Source organism: Mesorhizobium shangrilense (assembly GCF_040537815.1).
Lineage (GTDB): Bacteria > Pseudomonadota > Alphaproteobacteria > Rhizobiales > Rhizobiaceae > Mesorhizobium > Mesorhizobium shangrilense.
The window spans coordinates 1,992,084-2,009,565 of sequence record NZ_JBEWSZ010000001.1; the positions used below are offsets into that span (position 1 = coordinate 1,992,084).

Here is a 17,482-nt window from a genome sequence, read left to right on the forward strand (position 1 = left end):
GAAATTGAAAGAGACCTTACTTTGACAAAAGCGATTTGATGCACGTCATCACCACCCAAAAAGAGCTCGAGACTGTTCTCGCCGCTTTCGAAAAGTCGGATTTCGTCACCGTCGACACCGAATTTATCCGCGAGACGACTTTCTGGCCGATCCTGTGCCTGATCCAGATGGCCGCGCCCGGCGTGACGGCGCTGATCGATCCCTTGTCACCCGACATCGACCTCAGGCCGTTCTTCAGGCTGATGGCCAATGAAGCGGTGGTCAAAGTCTTCCATGCGGCTCGGCAGGACATCGAAATCATCGTCCATCTCGGCGATCTTGTTCCCCACCCGGTGTTCGACACCCAGGTGGCGGCGATGGTATGCGGCTTCGGCGACAGCGTTTCCTATGACCAGCTCGTCCAGAGGATCACAGGTGCCCGGCTAGACAAGTCTTCCCGTTTCACCGACTGGCGCCACCGGCCGCTTTCCGACAAGCAGCTCGACTACGCGCTTGCCGATGTCACCCATCTGATCGAGGTCTACCAACATCTCAGCGCAGAGCTGGTGCGGGAAAACCGCGCCCACTGGCTGAATGAGGAAATGGAGGTGCTGACCTCCCGCGAGACCTATGATCCGCATCCCGAGGATGCGTGGAAGCGGCTGAAGATGCGGCTGCGCAAGCCGCAGGAACTGGCGATCGTGCAAGCGGTGGCGGCCTGGCGTGAGCGCGAGGCGCGCGAGCGCGACGTACCGCGTGGTCGCGTGCTCAAGGATGACGCCATCTACGAGATCGCGCAGCAGGCACCGCGCGACGCGACAGCACTGGGCAAGCTGCGCACCACGCCTAAGGGCTGGGAGCGATCATCGACCGCAACGGCCCTGCTCGGCGCCGTCAACAGCGCGCTCGCCTTGCCCAAGGAAGACATGCCGAAACTGCCGAAGAACTTCCAGCCGCCGGAGGGCGCCAGCGCCGCTGCGGAACTGTTGAAGGTGCTGTTGCGGATCATCGCGGAAAAGGAAGGCGTCGCCTCGAAGGTGCTGGCGTCCAGCGACGATATCGACCGGATCGCCGGCGAAGGCGAAGCCGCCGACGTGCCCGCATTGCAAGGCTGGCGGCGCGCCGTATTCGGCGAGGCGGCGCTCAAATTGGTGCGAGGCGAACTCGCCATCAAATTCGACAAGCGCAAGATCGCGGTGTTCGATTTGTAGGGGCTAGCGCGATCCTCCCTTCCTCTTTGGGGAGAAGGGAAGATCGCGCCGCAGTCAAACCACTCCGAGCAGATGGAGCGCGAACCAGATCCAGGCCAGCGCCAGGACCACCGCCCCCAGGAAAAAAGCGCGGCTGCGCAGCAGCAGATTGTTGCTGGTCAGGTGTACCCAGGCATGGAAATAGCGCGACGCGACAAAAATCCACATCAGGGCCAGCGTCAGATAGTTGACGCCGTTGGTCGTGTGCAGCGTAAGGCACAGGACGTAAAAAAGCACCGGCAATTCGAACTGGTTGATAAGGTTGTTGGCAACAGTGACGCAGGAGGCCGGCTCGGTCGTGCGCACCTTGTATTGACCGACCCTGGCTTCGCTTGATTTGACCGCGGCGTACCTGCGCCTGCCCATCACCCCATAGACCATATAGATGAGCAGCACATGCGCGAGCATGGGCCAGAAGATCGTGGTCTGGTTCATGGAGTATCCGCCCTTCTTGCCTTTCGGCTCAACGCTGCTTCTGTCCCGCCACGGTGAAAACCGCGATCACGATCAACGGTATCGCGAGAAGCGCGAATTTGGTGACAATCAAAGACGATGCAAGCGACAGTGAATCCGGATTGGCCGTCAGAAAGTCCGAGAGCAGACTCGCCACGGCAATGTTCTGCGCATAGTCGGCAAAGGTGTAAGGCAGCACGAGCATCAACGCGAAGATCGACTGTAGTTGTACCGGCAAAGTCCGGAAACTCTTCATGCGTCGTCCCGTCGCCAGGATCAGGCTGACCATCGTCACCGACAGGAGTGCCGGAAAAAGCAGGTCGAAGGTCAGGTAATGCCAGACGAGGATGATCTCGCTGCCGCGACGGCCGAGCGACGTAAGCCAGGCCATGCCCTCATCCGGTGCGAAACCGGTGATGCGGACATCGAGCGACGGCAGACCGCCGCTCAACTGCCGGAAATAGAGGAATTCCAGCGCCGTCATGGCGATGAAGACCGCCGCCGAGACGAAACACAATGCCGCCGCATGGCGCGACAGCCGCAGGATCGTCACCGGCAGGCCCCAGTATGCATATTGCTCGGGCCGATCAGGCTCCGCCGGGATAGTTCGGGCTTTCGCGGGTAATCGTGACGTCATGGGCGTGGCTTTCACGAAGTCCTGCATTGGATATGCGCACGAAGGTAGCGCGTTCGCGAAAATCAGCGAGATCGCGACCGCCGACATAACCCATAGCGGCTTTCAAGCCGCCCGCAAGCTGGTGAAGCACGCCAGACACAGGTCCTTTGTAGGGAACCTGCCCTTCAATGCCTTCCGGCACCAGTTTCAGCGTGTCACGGACCTCGGCTTGGAAGTAGCGGTCGGCGGAGCCGCGCGCCATTGCGCCGACCGAACCCATGCCGCGATAGGCTTTGAACGAGCGGCCCTGGTGCAGATAGACCTCGCCGGGGCTCTCATCGGTTCCGGCCAGCAGCGAGCCGATCATGGCGGCACTCGCACCAGCGGCGAGCGCCTTGGCGAGGTCGCCGGAATATTTGATGCCGCCATCTGCGATGACCGAGGCGCCCGATTTGTGCGCGGTTTCCACGGCCGACATGATCGCTGAAAGCTGCGGCACGCCAACGCCAGCGACGATGCGGGTGGTGCAGATCGAGCCCGGCCCGATGCCGACCTTGACGGCGTCGGCGCCGGCATCGATCAGGGCCTGCGTGCCCTCGGCGGTGGCGACGTTGCCCGCCAGGATGCGAACCGAGTTGGACAGTTTCTTGGCGCGCGTCACGGCGTCGAGGACGCGCTGCGAATGGCCGTGCGCCGTGTCGATCACCAGCAGATCGACGCCGGCGTCGATAAGGCGCTCGGCACGCTCGAAGCCGTCATCACCGACGCTGGTGGCGGCGGCGGCCCGCAGGCGGCCCTGCGCATCCTTGGTGGCGTGCGGGTTGAGCTGCGACTTCTCGATATCCTTGACGGTGATCAGCCCGACGCAATTGCCCCTCTTGTCGAGCACAACCAGCTTTTCGATGCGGTGCTGGTGCAGGAGACGCTTGGCTTCGTCCTGATCGACATTCTCCTTGACCGTGATCAGGTTCTCACGGGTCATCAATTCGTAGACTTTTTGCGACGGATCGGAGGCAAAGCGCACATCGCGATTGGTCAGGATGCCGACCAGTCTTCCGACCGTGTGGCCGCCGGCGCCACCGTTTTCGACGACTGGAATGCCCGAGATCGAGTAGGTGCGCATCAGCGACAGCGCGTCGGCAAGCGTGGCATCGGGACCGATCGTGACTGGATTGACGACCATGCCGGATTCGAACTTCTTCACCTGGCGCACCTGCTCGGCCTGTTCGGCCGGCGAGAAATTGCGGTGGATAACGCCGATGCCGCCGGCCTGCGCCATGGCGATGGCGAGACGCGCCTCGGTGACCGTATCCATGGCGGCGGAAAGGATCGGTACGTTGAGGTCGATGTCGCCGGCGATGCGCGTGCGGATATCGGTCTCGCCGGGCATGACTTCGGAATGACCGGGCTGCAGCAGCACGTCGTCAAAGGTCAGCGCCAGCGCGCCGGTGGACGTTTCAATGATTTTTGCCATGGCCAGCCCTTCAGAATGCGAAAAAAGCGCTGGACCGGAATGGACAGCGCCGACTCGTTCTTCCCTTTCAGGATTGGCGCTGGCTGGTAACACGTCCCGCCGCCGATGAAAAGCCGATCATTGCATTGCACAAAAGCGTCATCGAACAGCCAATGACGCCACCAATGGTTGCGGTCGCACAAAAGTGACAGCAAAATAACACGACATCGCTGGCCTGCCGTGATAACCGCCCCTCCTACCGGCTCGCCCCCAGCCGGAAAGGACTCTGGAACGGGCACGCTCGTGAATCGCACCATCCCGCTTATCCTGGCGGTCGCACTGTTCATGGAAAACATGGATTCGACCGTCATCGCGACGTCGCTGCCGGCGATCGCCGTGGACATCCAGACCAGCCCGATCGCACTGAAACTGGCGCTGACCGCCTATCTCGTATCGCTGGCGATCTTCATTCCGATCAGCGGCTGGATGGCCGACCGGTTCGGCGCCAAGAACGTGTTTCGCGCCGCGATCGCGGTTTTTGTCGTCGGTTCGATTGCCTGCGCCATATCCGACTCGCTGCTGGCTTTCGTGGTTTCGCGCTTCCTGCAAGGCGTAGGCGGCGCCATGATGACGCCTGTCGGGCGCCTGGTGCTGGTGCGCGCCACGCCGAAGAGCGAACTGGTCGGCGCCATGTCTTGGCTGACCATCCCCGCCCTCGTAGGTCCGCTCGTTGGCCCTCCCATCGGTGGCTTCATCACGACCTATTTCACCTGGCACTGGATCTTCCTGATCAACGTGCCGATCGGTGTCATCGGCATCTGGCTCGCCACGCGCTTCCTGCCGGAAACCGAATCCATGGAGACGCCGCCGCTCGATTTCACCGGTTTCGTGCTGAGCGGACTGGCGGCATCCGGCGTGGTGTTCGGCCTTTCGGTGGTCAGCCTGCCCGCCTTGCCGCCCATGGTCGGGTTCGCCACGGTGACCGTCGGGGTTGTGTCAGGGGCGCTTTACCTGTGGCATGCGCGCCACGCGCAAAACCCGCTGCTGGCCCTCAACCTCTTCCGCAACCAGGTCTTCCGCTCTTCGGTGCTCGGCGGCGGGCTGTTTCGCATCGGCATTGGCGCGGTGCCGTTCCTGTTGCCGCTGATGTTCCAGATCGGCTTCGGGCTGACGCCGTTCCAGTCCGGCATGATCACCTTCGTCTCGGCCATCGGCGCCATCGGCATGAAATTCGTCACCTCCCTGATCTTCAGGGTGGCCGGTTTCCGCAGGGTGCTGATTGTCGGCTCGATCGTCGCCGCCGCCACGATCGCCGTGAACGGCCTGTTCACCCCCGAGACGCCCTACGCGCTGATCCTCGCCATGCTGCTCGCCGGCGGCTTCATCCGCTCGATGTTCTTCACCGGCGTCAATGCCCTCGCCTACGCCGAGGTTTCGCCTGAAGACACCAGCAAGGCAACGCCGATCACCGCCGTTTTCCAGCAATTGGCGATCGCGCTTGGCGTGGCCCTGGCCGGCGGCATCCTGGAGATCTCGCAGAAGGTCCACGGCGGCCCGCTGACCCTTGGCGATTTCCACAACGCATTCTTCATCGTGGCGGCTGTGTCGGCGGCGGCGGCACTGTCGTTCATGCGACTGGCGCCGGACGCCGGCAATGCGGTGTCGGGACATGGCAGGCTGACGCAGCCCAAGACATTGGAGCCTGTGAGCCCTCCCGGCAGCTGATGGCTGGCCTAATTTAAGCTTCGGGCTCGCCTTGCCCGGCGCGCAGATCAGTCCTCCGCGTCCTCCGGCGCTTCGCTGTCGCTCCGGGCGCTCGAAGCCTTCGGAACGTCCACTGGACGTTCCGATCCGCCCAAGGGTGGACCGGCAGTCGGCGCGCAGATCAGTCCTCCGCGTCCTCCGGCCCTTCGCTGTCGCTCCGGGCGCTCGAAGCCTTCGGAACGTCCACTGGACGTTCCGATCCGCCCAAGGGCGGACCGGCTTCTCGCCCCTTGAAATCTTTCGCCAGCAGGTAAAGTTCAACCGATTCGTCACGCGAGGCCGGCGGCTTGACGTGATGAACCGACCGAAAATTCTTCTTGAGCATGGCAAGCAGCTCGTTCTCGGCGCCGCCTTGAAACGTCTTGGCCAGGAAATGGCCGCCGGGTTTCAGAACCGACAATGCGAAGTCGGCGGCGACCTCGCACAGATGCATGGTGCGGATGTGATCGGTCCGTTTGTGCCCGGTCGTCGGCGCCGCCATGTCGGACAGCACGATATCGGGATCACCGCCCAAGGCCTCGGCCAGCTTTTCCGGCGCCTGCGGGTCGAGGAAATCCATCAGCAGCACCGGTGCGCCGGGCACCGCGTCCATTTCAAGGTAATCGATGCCGATGACATGCGGCTTTTCCGCCGTCGACTTTGTCCGCTGGGCGGCGACCTGGCACCAGCCACCGGGCGCCGCGCCCAGGTCGATGACCTTCATGCCAGGCTTCAGCAGATGATGCTTGTCGTCGATCTCGATCAGCTTGTAGGCCGCGCGGGAACGGTAGCCGTCGGCCTTCGAGCGCTGCACATAGGGATCGTTGATATGGCGCTGGAGCCAGCGCCGCGACGATTCTTTCAGGCCGCTTTTCTTCTTGATCCGCGTCTTCAGCACGCGAATGCTGGCGGAGCCAGGCTTTTCCGGTTTCTTGGTCATAGCTTGACTTCTTGTTTGAGCATGGTCTCCCCCGAAAACCGGGCGCCACTTTTCGCTAACGCGGTCCTTCGGTTCGGGATCATGCTCTGCCACGCCCATTGTTGCGCCAGACGCCATCGTCGGCCATCAATTCGCTCAATATACCCTCGCGCAGGCCGCGATCGGCGACACGCAGCCGCTCCGATGGCCAGACGGCGCGAATCGCTTCCAGGATGGCGCAGCCGGCAAGCACAAGGTCGGCGCGATCGGCGCCTATGCAGGGGTTGGCAACGCGCTGCTGGAAATCCCAGCCAACCAGCTTCTCGACCATGCGGTCGACGCTGTCGCGGTCCATCCACAATCCGTCGACCCGGCGGCGGTCATAGCGTTCGAGATCGAGATGCACGCCCGCCAGCGTCGTCACCGTGCCGGAGGTACCAAGCAGGTGGAAATTCGGGCTGGCCTTGAGATGGCTCAGCCGGTCGCGTCCATCGAAGCAGGCCAACCGGCCGGCGACATCATCGACCATGGCGGCAAAAACCTCGCGCGTCACGGTGCGGCCGCCGAAACGCTCGGCCAGCGACACAACGCCAACCGGCAAGGATGTCCAGGACACGATGTGGTTGGCAAGCCGTGGCGAACGCCGGCCCGCGAGATCGATCAGCGCGATTTCCGACGAGCCGCCACCAATATCGAACAGCACGACGCCTTCGGTCTCACGCTCGACCAGCGACCCGCAGCCCGAAACCGCCAGCCGCGCCTCGGTCTGGCGATCGATGATCTCGAGTTTCAAGCCCGCTTCGCGCTCGACACGATCGAGGAATTCGACGCCGTTTTCCGCCGTGCGGCAGGCTTCCGTGGCAATGAGGCGGGCTTTTCTGATCTTGCGGTTGCGCAATTTGTCGCCGCAGATCTTCAGCGCCTCGACGGCGCGGTCCATGGCGGGCTGCCCAAGCCTTCCGTTGGCGGTCAGCCCCTCGCCCAGCCTGACAATGCGCGAGAACGCGTCGATGACGCGAAACTGGCCGTGACGGGTGGGCACCGCGACCAGCAGCCGGCAATTGTTGGTACCGAGATCGAGTGCGGCAAACACCGGAAGTTCCGGCATGGGCGGCCTGCGCTCAGCCTGCTCCACGCGTATGGCAGTGATTGCGGGCAGGACCACAACCGGTTTTCCACGCGAAGATTCAGCCGAAACAGCATGGTCACGGGATGGTGGCGATCCGTTCGCTCCAGCCTTGGCTTCGTCGCGCGCGAAAACCTTGCGCCCGCGCCTGCGCTTGCGCCGCTTCTTGGGCTTGCCCTTCTGATTCTGGCCCGCGTCGTCAGCCTGCTGCCCGGCGCCAGCATGTCTGCCGGGTTGCCGATGCTCCCCCGGGCGGCGGTGATGCCGGCCGGCGGATGGGCTTCCCGAGCCTTGCGGCGGGGAAGCGCTGGACGCGCCTACCTCCGGCGCGCCTGCGCCGGTGTCGCGGTCTTCCACTGTCGTTCCTTCCGGCGCCGCGCGAACCGTTGATAGGACGCAGCAGGCGCTTTCCATGTTTTAAGTTGCCGCCAGACTAACAGCGCACGGCCGGATCACCAAGAGCGCATGCCGAAATTTTGCCGGCGGCGGGAAGGCGGGCGCGGGGTGGCTGCCCATTCGCAGCGGATGGAGCGAGAGCGAAAACTCCGGTTACGCAATGTGTGGGTAACGTCATGCTGGTTGAATAGCCGGCTTCGATGAGGCATTTCTGAAATGGGGGCTCAAGGATCGGGAATCGTCGTCGATCCGTCGCCGCGAAGCAGAAAAAGGAACAGGCCCGAACGCATGGCAGGCAAGCAATGAACTGGAAACGCTACTTCTGGCCGGTCGTCGGCATTGCCGCGGTTGTCTTTTCGCTCTTCCTGCTCTGGCACGAACTGCGCGGCGTTTCCCTCGATGACGTATGGGACGGCATATCAGCCATTCCCACCCGCGGCTGGATCCTCGCGGCGGTCAGTTCCGTCATCGCCTATGCGTCACTCGCCGGCTACGATCACATCGCGCTCCTGCATATCGGCAAGCGGGTATCCTGGCTGTTCGTCACCCTATGTTCGTTCACCACCTATGCGCTGTCGCACAACATTGGCGGTTCGGTGTTCTCCGGCGCCGTCATCCGCTACCGCGCCTATGGCACAAGGGGACTGACTGGGCAGGAGGTCGGCGTGCTCGTGGCGATCTGCTGGATCACCTTCGTGCTGTCGACGATTCTGGCTTCCGGCCTGGTGCTGGTGTTCGAGCCGCAGATCCTCGACCGATTCTCCGGCATTGCCCATCACGGCCTGTCCGAGGCGGCAGGCATCGCCATGCTGCTCCTCGTCGCCGCCTATGTGTTCGGCAGCTGGCTGCATCTGCGGCCGCTGAAGATCGCCAGCTTCCAGTTGCATTATCCAGCACTGCCGATTGTCGCGCGGCAGCTGATCATCGGCCCGATCGAGCTTTTGGGGGCGGCGGCGATCATCTTCTTTGCCCTGCCCGAGGCCAACAATCCCGGCTACTTCGTCGTGCTCGGCGTCTTCCTCGTCTCGTTCTCGGTCGCGCAGATCTCGCACGCGCCGGGCGGGCTTGGCGTCTTCGAAGTCGTCTTCCTGGCCGGCCTGTCGGACATGGACCCGGTCGGCGTGCTGGCCGCGCTGCTGTTGTTCCGGCTGTTCTACCTGATCATCCCGCTGATCATCGGGCTGGGCATCGTGCTGTTTTTCGAGCGCTCGCAGTTCAGCCGGCCCGGCAAGTGAAGCACCGCGCGACAAATCGCGAAACGTTGTGATTTGAACGACAAAGCAGGCTTGACTATTTTCCGCTGGCGGCTACAAGGCAGCGCTCACAGCGGCTCGGCCGCTCAGCCCGCGCGGTTCATGACCACGCCTGCTGGGGAATAGGTTAACGGTAGACCCACGGACTCTGACTCCGTTAGTCCTGGTTCGAATCCAGGTTCCCCAGCCACTCTAATCCCTTGTAATTGCAGCGTTTTTAGCGCCATCGGATTCGCCTCCCCCGTTGCACCGGCTGCGCAACAAACCCCAATAAAAACAATGAGGGGACCACAAAGCACAAAATGCCCCCTGCAACTGAAGTGCAACTAAGAGGCGCGGCGCCGAGGGACGTTAACCACGCGATTTCGTTGTGCTATTTCGCCCTTGTGGGCTATGCTTAAAAATGCACTAATGGACGTCTCAGCCCCTCATTTTTGGGCACCAAAGACAGTGTCGGGAGCAACACCCGGCGTAAAGCGCTAACCAGCGCTGACTGTCTTTGTACGTCGGCGCTTCTAAGGAGAGTCGACAACATGAGAACCATCAAACAGGCCGAAGACCACGACATCGTTTGGACGCTCGAAGCGATTGGCAAGATCATCAATCGCGACAAACGAGCCGTCGAATATCTTCTCAACCGTTATCCCGACTTCCCTGTGAAGAAGGCTGTCGGCGGATACGTTGCCAGCCGCAAGGCGCTGCTCGCCTTTCTCCTTGAGAAGGAGAATGCGTGATGGGCGACCACGACCCATCAGCAGCCGTACAATCAGCCGCCAAATGGCTTGCTGATAACTGGCACACATTAGAGCGGCCGATCATCCCCCGCCTGCGTAGCGCTTACACCCTATCGATGCTTGACGCGATTGAAGCGATGCGGGTGGCGCGGAGCATCGTCTATCAAAAGAAAACGCCGATCCCTGATTAGGGACCGGCGTCTGGAGAAATGGCATTGAAGACAAGAAGGAGCCGAGGTGTCTTGCGGACCGACCTTGGGCCAACTCCCCCACAATATAGCCGCTCAATAATAACCAGTAAATGACGCCGGCTAATGAATTTCCCGAAGCTTGTATCAAGGCACCCGCTATCGTTCGATTACGAGGATGGGCTGGTACGCACCAATCGCGACAATGCCATCACGGCTATTGTCGCGGCGACGATTAGGCGCCACCCAGAGCTATGCGACACTGGCACCGACAACATCGACAATGAGATTGAACTTCTGCTGCCTGAGGCAACTACCTGGGTGCATAAGCATATAGAGCTGACGCGCACGCATGATGGCATGCAGCTAAGCGATAGTGCGCAGCTTGAGCGTCTCCTGCACTACAAGATCAGGAAGGCGCTTCAGAAAAAACACAAGATATTCACCGAAGGGCAGAAGCGCGGCAGCCGAGCGCCGGAAGCAGGTGTCTTTCCGGACAGGTGGTGGCCGACCTATCCGCCCAACCAACTCCCGCTCAAATGGGCAGAGGACTTGCTCAACGACACATTGGACAAGTTCTTCGCCGAAATTCCGGCCTTCAACTCGGTTGGCGTAAACAGCATGACGGCGCAGGACCTGCTTGCCTGCACTGCGCCCGCTGGGCCGTGGGTACCGCCGCGATTGTTACTTGCCGCCAGCCCAAGCCTTGGAAAGACGCGAGGGGCATTGGAGCGCCTCGCAGACCGCTTCAAAAAAGCATGGGCTGCTGATGGCGATAACTACGTCCGGATGAATATCGTCTACGCCTGCCCGACGGTGGAACTGGCAAAGCAAAATGCGGAAACCTATCGGTCATTCGGCGGTCGATGCACGGTGAGCCTTGGCCGCGACTACAACTTCGACAAGGATCCCGAAAATACCCCCTGCAAGATTCCGAACGTCGTCCGTGCTGTCCAGAGGGCTGGAATCGCTGGCGGTATCCAGACATCGTTATGCCGCCGCCGTGATCCTGAAACCGGCGTGACGCACTTTTGCGAGCACTTCAACGACTGTGCCTATCAACAGCAGTTTGACCCTACCGCTGACGTGCACTTCGTCGCCCACAGCCATCTAACGCACGTAATGTCGGAAGCACATTACGGGCGGATAGAGTTGCTCATTATCGATGAGTCTTTCCTCAACCACCAAACGACGAAGAAAAAGCTCATTCCACCACATGCGCTGGTGCGCGATCCTTACGGGCAGATGGTAGTCGAGAGCATGAGCAAAGGCATCAATCCTTGGCATGCCTTCCGCGATGCGGGCATTACCGTGGGAATGATCGAGGATCGTATAGCGACGCTTGTTGCGCTGGACGAGAAGGCCCAACCGCCAGTCTACCCGAACATAAATGCGAAGCAGGTTCTGAAGGCGTTCGATCCAGACAAGGGATGGAAAAGCGACCCTGTTATCTCAGTGCTCCGGCGGGTGCGTGATGAATACAAGGTGGCGCGGGAAGGTGATGAACCCATTCGATCCCTCGCCTACAACCCGGAGCATCCTGTCGCGGATAAAGCTGGGACGCCCACGGTGGCGCCGATGCTCTACCTCCAGTTCCGCTCATCTTTCAAAATGCTGCGCAAGGATATGCCGGTGCTCGTTCTGGATGCCACCGGCCATAGTACGGCACTGGCGGAATTGCATATCCCCGACATCACGTTTCGCCGCATTGAGGTGGAGCGAAAGGCAACCGTGCTGCAGGCGACTGGCTTCACCGGCTCGATGACCAAGATGCAGGGCGACGACGCGCAGTACCGCGATGAGGCGATGCATGTCGCGGCGCGGTTTGCAGAAACCCATCCGAAGATGTTGATCGGCACGACCAAGGGTGCGGTGGAGAAAGGAATCACCCCGCCGAATGCGTCCAGTGCAGTCGCGCACTTCGGCGGCATCCGCGGACTGAACAAATACGAGGGTTTCGATGCCGTGCTGATTGCTGGGCGCATGATGCCGCGAAGCCAGGATTTGGAGAACACAGCCCGCGCGTTGCTCTACGATGATCCTCGCCCGCTAAATCTCACCGGCGGCTACGGCATGCGCCAATCGGGCTACTTCATGCAGTGCTCGATTGAAGATTGGGAGTCCTATGGGCAGGCCGTCCAAGGGGGCCGCGAGTGGCGTCCGGGGCGCAAGGGTGTGCAGAAACCTGAAAGCTGGGGCGTCACGGTTAAGTGCCACGATGACCCTTTCATCGAGGCGATACGGTTCCAGATAACCGAGGCTGAGATAATCCAGATGATAGACCGTCCTCGATGGGCGCGCCGGTCCTCATATGGGCTGATCATCCTGCTGACTGAGATTCCGATAGATGGCGTTCCGGTTGATGTGCTGATGCCCTACAACGAATTGGTAGGGCGCGACCGGCCGGGCGTTAGGCTCAGGATCGCTTACGAGATGCTCGGGGCGTTGCCGCCGCCCGACATGCTCCTGCCTCTTGCCGAGGGGCTTTGGCCAAGTGTTGAATCTATAAAGTTTGAGATGCAGGCAGTGAAGGACGTGCCCACCCTGCTACATGCGCAGCGCTGGTACTTCCAGATACGAGGGCGGCGGGGCCGGCCCAGCTGCATCTATGCGGTGGCGCGTGAGCTCGCTGCCGACTTCCTTGCCAAGCATTGTCCAGAAGCTGTGTTAGCTGATAGCCCCGAGCCTGAATTAATATAGGGACGTGTATATAACAGCTATATAGGGGTCCCTATATTAATTCGAAGATGCGTTTACCTACATTGCTCTTCTGGACAGAATGACGGCGGGCGGCGAAAAAGCCGGTCGATCACGAATTCCGAGCCAAGGCCCGCGTTTTATTACGCGCACCGCTCGATGCCTGCTCGTAGCGAGTGAGGCTGAAAGCAACGGACTATGCATCCGTTGGTCCTTTTTCCGTCACCGCTAAGCGATTCTAAACATTACTGAAAATGCTGGCAAAAAGTTCCAGTTGCACCCAAGTTGCAGCGCGCCCTACGCTGTAATTACGTCAATTTGAGCAAAACAAACCCGCTGAAAGCTAGCGCTTAACCCATGACAAGCAACTATCCAACCCCTCGAAGCAGGCACTTTCAGAGCCGTGTCACGAAAGGCAAGGAGCTCCTGCCGGGGGTCGATGGACGCTCAAGGTGGGCGCGGCGGCTGCACGACCTAGTGGCCAATCACGTCCAGGATCTCGGCGGCCCAGAGCACATCACTCAGTCCCAGTTCGCTTTGGTCAGGGCCGCCGCCACTACGACCATCATTCTTGAGAAATGGGAGCTTCAGTTCGCGACGGAGGGCACCGTCAGCATAGCTGATCTGCTGGGTTATCAAACGACGCTCAACTCGCTGCGACGCGTGCTTGAGACACTGGGCCTCAATCGCGTCGTGCCCCCGCCTGACACGAGGCCAGTCATGGACATGACTAAGCTCACCGATGCCGAGCAGCAACGCTTCAAGCTCCTGAGCCACAAGGCAGACGAGGTCGGAATGCAGGGCCTGTCTGAAAGTAACCTGCTGGAACTCCAGACACTGGTAGGAAAGGCGACCGGGAGAGGTTCCGGCCCTTCGTCCAATGACGCTGCCTATCGTGAACGCCCGTTCCACGAGATCGAATATTCGAGGCAATCAAAGTGACGACAGACATGCGATCAGGCGACATCATAAAATCAAAGCGCGGGCACCATTGGATCGTCGGTGCTGTGATAGAGAACGGCGCTCCTATTGACCTTGCCCCGGGTCGTCACCTGCTTCTGGTTCGCGATCATGACACGGGAAACGGCAGCGAATTACTACTGGCGTTGCGCCCCGAGTGTGACCTTCGCCGAGGACATAAGTCCAATGACTTCGAGGTCGGGTATACGTCGGCGCGCTATCAGGGCGGCAGCGTATCCCTGCTGAAGCAGGACACGCTGTATTTCGCGGTTCCCGCCCCTTCGCCTACCCATCCGTTCATTGACACGATCGACGGCAAGATGCTGGCAAAGGCGCCAATTGAACTCGCTGAGCTGTTCGTCGGTCTACAGCACGATTTCGATGATGGTCATTCGGAGCATCTCGTTTTGCGGCGTTGGCAATTCGCCCTGCTCGTTAAGCGTGATCGCGAGGGCAAGCCGCCCCTCGATTTCGATGCTCTGGAACAGCGCCTCGCCCGGCCGGAGGAAATCTGATGGTTCAGGTTGGCGATATCGTCGTGCTGGGAACCGGGCTCCGCTACGCGGTCCTTGAATTCCTCGGCAATGCCAGCGGCGGGCAGGACGTAAGGCTGATCCGCCGCAACGCGGATGGCACATACAGCTCCTTTCAGAAGTCCGCCGAATTCTTGGTCCCCGCAGAGACGCCAGTCTTCGAACCCGGTGACGAAGTGACGATCGACGGCTTCAAGGGCACGTACATGAGCCGCGAAGCTGATGGCGATGTTGCGCGTGTCATGCTGGAGCCGCGCAGACGCCAATTGTCCGGCGGCGGATTTGTTCAAATCGAGGCTGGGATTGCGCGCGCGTCCTTCGCTCTGCTCGTCCTCCAGAATCGCAAAGTAACCTGAAGGAGAAAGACCATGGCAGCAATCATAGGCAACGGTGAACGGAAATTGGAAGTCAGCCCGAGCATTGATGAACGGGCAATCGACCATCATGCTGAGAAGCAGATTGGCAACGTGATGCCCCAACCCGACCTGGAGCATCTTGCCCTGTCGGCGGCGCTGAAACTGGCGAGGGAGGAAGCTCTTGCACTGGTCAATCTTCACAACGCCGTGCTTGCGGACGCCTCGCAGCCGCGTGCAGTGGGCGTCATCCAAATAGCAACAACGGCGCAAAAGGTGGGTGAGAAGGTTGCGGCGCGGCTCGTCGCTGCCAACGCGAAGGCCGACGCCACGATTGCTTCGATCGAAACGGCCACTTTCGCGCCGGAAGGGGTGTCCCAGTTCGACCAAGAGATTCGGTCCTCGCTGAAGGCAATGACGCCGGCTGAGCGCACCAAGGAGATTGCGGACGCTCTTGCCGGGAACGACATGGCCCTTCTGGGTGCAGTGCTGCGGGCACCTCGGCTCCTGACCGGCATGACGGCGGTGGAGTTGGAAGCCCTTCGACACAGGTTTCGCGAGCAGCACTTCCCGGCTGAAATGAAGCGTCTCGAACGCCTCCGGAAAATGCGCGCCGCGTCGGACGTTGCTGGCGGAGCATTCGTCAAGCTCGTGAACGAGGCTGCCGATGCCACCTTCGCCAACGGCGCAATCGCCGCCCGGTCGAAGCGCGAAGGCGCTCTCGCCGCACATCAACAGGGAGCGTGACCATGGCCAGTCCAGCCGAGAAGAACAACTATTACGTCCCAGTGCACAACCAGCCTGATCCTTTGCGGCTGCCACGCCGCATTGCAGCGGATGCACTGGATCGGATTCCTGAACCCTATCGCGCCGCTTATATTGAGGAAGAAGACCCCACCAAAGGCTTCGAACTGTCGACCCGCATCGCCGACGCCATTCGCGATGGCGAGGCCGAGATTGCGTCGCTCAACGCTGAGCTGGCGAAGATTCAAGTCGAGGGACCGGCAAAGCTGGCAACTGTGAAAAAGCAGATGCGAGACGATGCAGTCAATGAAACCCTTCAAGTCGCGCTCACGAAGGCGGGCGTCAAAACGGAATTGTTTGACGCCGCGCTTGCGCTGGTGAAGCGGAAAGCTGAGTTTGAAGCGGAGAAGTCTGATGACGGCACCTATGCCGTTCAGGCCCGGACACCCTTTGGCCTCGCAACGGTGGAGAGCGTCGTCCAGCAGTTCGTGGACAGCGACGAGGGAGCGGCCTATCGCGGCAAGCGCGCCGCACCTTCTGCGGGCAACAGCTTCAGTCAGTTGCAAGCGGGGCTGAAGGCGGGGCGCTAAGGCCGATGAACGAGGCTGCGAATCCAACTCATGCAAAATTCTATAGCCCAAGCGGTCTGCTGAGCAGTTAGTGCGGGCATGTCGGCACTCCCCGGCCCATGGGTAAGAGGGTTTCGAATATTTGAAAAGAAGTCCTTCAGGGAGTTCGCCTCCCAAACGGCAACGAAATTTCCCCCGCGTTTCCCACCCAGGTTGTCGATATAATTGTACGCCCCCTTTTCTTTTCCTGTGGTGAGGCCTTTTCCATCGGAAATGATCTTGATCGTGCTCTCTAGAGCACGCGCTGCATAGAAAGCAGGGTCACGACCGCCGGTGTCCCGCAAATCTATCGCCTCCTTCATATCCATATCGACGTTCTTCCACACAGGATCGACAACTAGATTCCAGAAAGGTGTCTCAATTTGCTCATTTATCAATACGTCTTCAGATAATTGAATGAAACCGTTGTGGTAGTTCAGCTTATATCCGGCCTGCTTGAAACGAGTATTGAGCTCGATAACAGCGTTGTTGAATTGGCCAACACGCGTGGCTTGAATTGCCCTTTGTCCATCAACGTAATCACCGGGAAGCTTGATGCCAGTGGTTAGCTGACCGAATTTCACGAGGGCATCGTTCTTTATTTCAGCCTCCATCTTAATTCGGGCGCGCTCTACGTCTTCTCCTTTCTCTCGAAAAATCAGTTCGATGAAACTGATCCTACGCTTGATGAAACTGTCAGGATCGGTGTTGTCATATGGCGCAAGCACGAAGTTTTTACAGATGTAGTCATAGGTAAAAAGTGCAGTTACGCTTCGCCCAGTTGCGTCGGGATATGAGTAAAAATGGGTAGATAAGTACTCAACGCCCAACTCCATGCTGAGTTTGTCATGGATCGATTTCCATTTTTGCTTGGCCTCAGGTCGCTCTTGACCTTTGTTATCCCAATAAGGATAGAATTGTTCCAATGCGATGCGAAACGCTTGCACTAGCAGACGCCTGTCCCGCTCTTCGAACGAAGACCAGATCGGCGAAGAGGAATACCTGTCCGCAAAGATGTCGGTTAACATGGAATCATAGCCCAGTGGACGCGCACACGCCTCTCAGCCTTATGTAAAATCTGACCTCCTCGCAACTGTGGGAAGTACACTGCGCACCGTCTGTGGCCGATGGCTTTATTCCAGTTGCGAAACAAAAGGGCACCCCGTTGCCGGGATGCCCTTCTGTTCAGAACAACCGGGTCATGAGTAGGAAGACCGAGGCCCACCTAGGATGCAAGTAGCATCCAAACTCAAGTCGGTAGAACCAACTACCGCCCGACTGGCTGGCCTCGATCGCGATGAAGGTGCGCATGGCAACTCCGTGGCTATCGTGTGCGAGGACCCTTATAGTAGCCGCCACCGCACATTAGGCCGTCGTCTTGAGGGTTCTCTCCGCTGATGCCCGTCTGAGGAACCCACAACCCGTGCGGCTATTTCGCGACCCGGAGATGGGGGCGGGCCGACGCACCGTCAAGCCT

The 17,482-nt window shown here is 60.1% G+C and carries 18 protein-coding genes and 1 tRNA gene; 12 read left to right on the top strand and 7 right to left on the bottom strand.

Annotated features, from left to right (window positions below):
• The first annotated feature begins 38 nt into the window (after positions 1 to 38).
• Positions 39 to 1,190 carry a ribonuclease D gene (gene rnd, locus ABVQ20_RS10140; RefSeq protein ID WP_354459363.1) on the top strand — a complete coding sequence of 384 codons (1,152 nt, stop codon included), beginning with the start codon at positions 39 to 41 and terminating at the stop codon, positions 1,188 to 1,190.
• A gap of 54 nt (positions 1,191 to 1,244) precedes the next feature.
• Here rnd and ABVQ20_RS10145 read toward each other — a convergent pair whose 3' ends face one another.
• From ABVQ20_RS10145 to ABVQ20_RS10160, 4 genes are read right to left on the bottom strand one after another with little or no spacing between them, the layout of a single operon-like run.
• Positions 1,245 to 1,664 (bottom strand): MAPEG family protein, encoded by a 420-nt coding sequence (locus ABVQ20_RS10145; RefSeq protein ID WP_354459364.1) that lies wholly within the window; start codon positions 1,662 to 1,664, stop codon positions 1,245 to 1,247.
• A gap of 28 nt (positions 1,665 to 1,692) precedes the next feature.
• Positions 1,693 to 2,319: a hypothetical protein gene (locus tag ABVQ20_RS10150; protein WP_354459365.1), complete on the bottom strand. Its 627-nt coding sequence runs from the start codon at positions 2,317 to 2,319 to the stop codon at positions 1,693 to 1,695.
• Entirely contained in the window at positions 2,270 to 3,772 is a 1,503-nt protein-coding gene (gene guaB / locus ABVQ20_RS10155; RefSeq protein ID WP_354459366.1) for an IMP dehydrogenase, read from the bottom strand. The genes ABVQ20_RS10150 and guaB overlap by 50 nt, the downstream gene beginning before the upstream one ends.
• Positions 3,730 to 4,068, bottom strand: a complete 339-nt coding sequence (locus tag ABVQ20_RS10160) for a hypothetical protein (RefSeq protein WP_354459367.1) — start codon at positions 4,066 to 4,068, stop codon at positions 3,730 to 3,732. The genes guaB and ABVQ20_RS10160 overlap by 43 nt, the downstream gene beginning before the upstream one ends.
• Here ABVQ20_RS10160 and ABVQ20_RS10165 point away from each other — a divergent pair.
• Entirely contained in the window at positions 4,055 to 5,476 is a 1,422-nt protein-coding gene (locus tag ABVQ20_RS10165; RefSeq protein ID WP_354459368.1) for an MFS transporter, read from the top strand. The two genes, ABVQ20_RS10160 and ABVQ20_RS10165, sit on opposite strands and share 14 nt — an antisense overlap.
• A 160-nt stretch (positions 5,477 to 5,636) precedes the next feature.
• Here ABVQ20_RS10165 and ABVQ20_RS10170 read toward each other — a convergent pair whose 3' ends face one another.
• On the bottom strand, positions 5,637 to 6,434 hold the full coding sequence (locus tag ABVQ20_RS10170) for an RlmE family RNA methyltransferase (RefSeq protein WP_354459369.1): 798 nt from the start codon (positions 6,432 to 6,434) through the stop codon (positions 5,637 to 5,639).
• A gap of 79 nt (positions 6,435 to 6,513) precedes the next feature.
• Positions 6,514 to 7,896: a Ppx/GppA phosphatase family protein gene (locus ABVQ20_RS10175; protein WP_354459370.1), complete on the bottom strand. Its 1,383-nt coding sequence runs from the start codon at positions 7,894 to 7,896 to the stop codon at positions 6,514 to 6,516.
• 341 nt (positions 7,897 to 8,237) lie between these two features.
• Here ABVQ20_RS10175 and ABVQ20_RS10180 point away from each other — a divergent pair, with 341 nt between their 5' ends.
• The 10 genes from ABVQ20_RS10180 to ABVQ20_RS10225 all read left to right on the top strand — a co-directional run bounded on the left by ABVQ20_RS10180 (position 8,238) and on the right by ABVQ20_RS10225 (position 15,987).
• Positions 8,238 to 9,170, top strand: coding sequence for a lysylphosphatidylglycerol synthase domain-containing protein (locus tag ABVQ20_RS10180; protein ID WP_354459371.1), 933 nt, complete (start codon positions 8,238 to 8,240; stop codon positions 9,168 to 9,170).
• 134 nt (positions 9,171 to 9,304) lie between these two features.
• Positions 9,305 to 9,378 (top strand) — tRNA-Gln (locus tag ABVQ20_RS10185).
• 343 nt (positions 9,379 to 9,721) lie between these two features.
• A complete protein-coding gene (locus ABVQ20_RS10190) occupies positions 9,722 to 9,922 on the top strand; it encodes a hypothetical protein (RefSeq protein ID WP_354459372.1) in 201 nt (66 codons plus the stop codon).
• Positions 9,922 to 10,113: a hypothetical protein gene (locus ABVQ20_RS10195; protein ID WP_354459373.1), complete on the top strand. Its 192-nt coding sequence runs from the start codon at positions 9,922 to 9,924 to the stop codon at positions 10,111 to 10,113. The genes ABVQ20_RS10190 and ABVQ20_RS10195 overlap by 1 nt, the downstream gene beginning before the upstream one ends.
• Positions 10,114 to 10,236: 123 nt before the next feature.
• Positions 10,237 to 12,810, top strand: a complete 2,574-nt coding sequence (locus ABVQ20_RS10200; protein WP_354459374.1) for a hypothetical protein — start codon at positions 10,237 to 10,239, stop codon at positions 12,808 to 12,810.
• A 474-nt stretch (positions 12,811 to 13,284) separates the two neighbouring features.
• Entirely contained in the window at positions 13,285 to 13,749 is a 465-nt protein-coding gene (locus tag ABVQ20_RS10205) for a hypothetical protein (RefSeq protein ID WP_354459375.1), read from the top strand.
• Entirely contained in the window at positions 13,746 to 14,282 is a 537-nt protein-coding gene (locus ABVQ20_RS10210) for a hypothetical protein (protein ID WP_354459376.1), read from the top strand. Before ABVQ20_RS10205 ends, ABVQ20_RS10210 begins: the two co-directional genes overlap by 4 nt.
• The gene (locus ABVQ20_RS10215; RefSeq protein WP_354459377.1) at positions 14,282 to 14,656 is read left to right on the top strand and encodes a hypothetical protein; all 375 of its coding nucleotides are present in this window, start codon (positions 14,282 to 14,284) and stop codon (positions 14,654 to 14,656) included. Before ABVQ20_RS10210 ends, ABVQ20_RS10215 begins: the two co-directional genes overlap by 1 nt.
• 12 nt (positions 14,657 to 14,668) lie before the next feature.
• Entirely contained in the window at positions 14,669 to 15,400 is a 732-nt protein-coding gene (locus ABVQ20_RS10220; protein ID WP_354459378.1) for a hypothetical protein, read from the top strand.
• 2 nt (positions 15,401 to 15,402) lie between these two features.
• The gene (locus ABVQ20_RS10225; RefSeq protein ID WP_354459379.1) at positions 15,403 to 15,987 is read left to right on the top strand and encodes a hypothetical protein; all 585 of its coding nucleotides are present in this window, start codon (positions 15,403 to 15,405) and stop codon (positions 15,985 to 15,987) included.
• On the opposite strand, the gene ABVQ20_RS10230 is transcribed toward ABVQ20_RS10225, so the two are convergent.
• Entirely contained in the window at positions 15,984 to 17,033 is a 1,050-nt protein-coding gene (locus ABVQ20_RS10230; RefSeq protein WP_354459380.1) for an AbiJ-NTD4 domain-containing protein, read from the bottom strand. The two genes, ABVQ20_RS10225 and ABVQ20_RS10230, sit on opposite strands and share 4 nt — an antisense overlap.
• Positions 17,034 to 17,482 lie beyond the last annotated feature (449 nt).

Coding starts and splice junctions, on each gene's coding strand:
- ABVQ20_RS10190 (WP_354459372.1), top strand. CDS start 9,722: ATGAGAACCATCAAACAGGCCGAAGACCACGACATCGTTTGGACGCTC.
- ABVQ20_RS10180 (WP_354459371.1), top strand. CDS start 8,238: ATGAACTGGAAACGCTACTTCTGGCCGGTCGTCGGCATTGCCGCGGTT.
- guaB (WP_354459366.1), bottom strand. CDS start 3,772: ATGGCAAAAATCATTGAAACGTCCACCGGCGCGCTGGCGCTGACCTTT.
- ABVQ20_RS10225 (WP_354459379.1), top strand. CDS start 15,403: ATGGCCAGTCCAGCCGAGAAGAACAACTATTACGTCCCAGTGCACAAC.
- rnd (WP_354459363.1), top strand. CDS start 39: ATGCACGTCATCACCACCCAAAAAGAGCTCGAGACTGTTCTCGCCGCT.
- ABVQ20_RS10150 (WP_354459365.1), bottom strand. CDS start 2,319: ATGACGTCACGATTACCCGCGAAAGCCCGAACTATCCCGGCGGAGCCT.
- ABVQ20_RS10200 (WP_354459374.1), top strand. CDS start 10,237: ATGAATTTCCCGAAGCTTGTATCAAGGCACCCGCTATCGTTCGATTAC.
- ABVQ20_RS10145 (WP_354459364.1), bottom strand. CDS start 1,664: ATGAACCAGACCACGATCTTCTGGCCCATGCTCGCGCATGTGCTGCTC.
- ABVQ20_RS10160 (WP_354459367.1), bottom strand. CDS start 4,068: ATGGTGCGATTCACGAGCGTGCCCGTTCCAGAGTCCTTTCCGGCTGGG.
- ABVQ20_RS10170 (WP_354459369.1), bottom strand. CDS start 6,434: ATGACCAAGAAACCGGAAAAGCCTGGCTCCGCCAGCATTCGCGTGCTG.
- ABVQ20_RS10195 (WP_354459373.1), top strand. CDS start 9,922: ATGGGCGACCACGACCCATCAGCAGCCGTACAATCAGCCGCCAAATGG.
- ABVQ20_RS10215 (WP_354459377.1), top strand. CDS start 14,282: ATGGTTCAGGTTGGCGATATCGTCGTGCTGGGAACCGGGCTCCGCTAC.
- ABVQ20_RS10230 (WP_354459380.1), bottom strand. CDS start 17,033: ATGTTAACCGACATCTTTGCGGACAGGTATTCCTCTTCGCCGATCTGG.
- ABVQ20_RS10220 (WP_354459378.1), top strand. CDS start 14,669: ATGGCAGCAATCATAGGCAACGGTGAACGGAAATTGGAAGTCAGCCCG.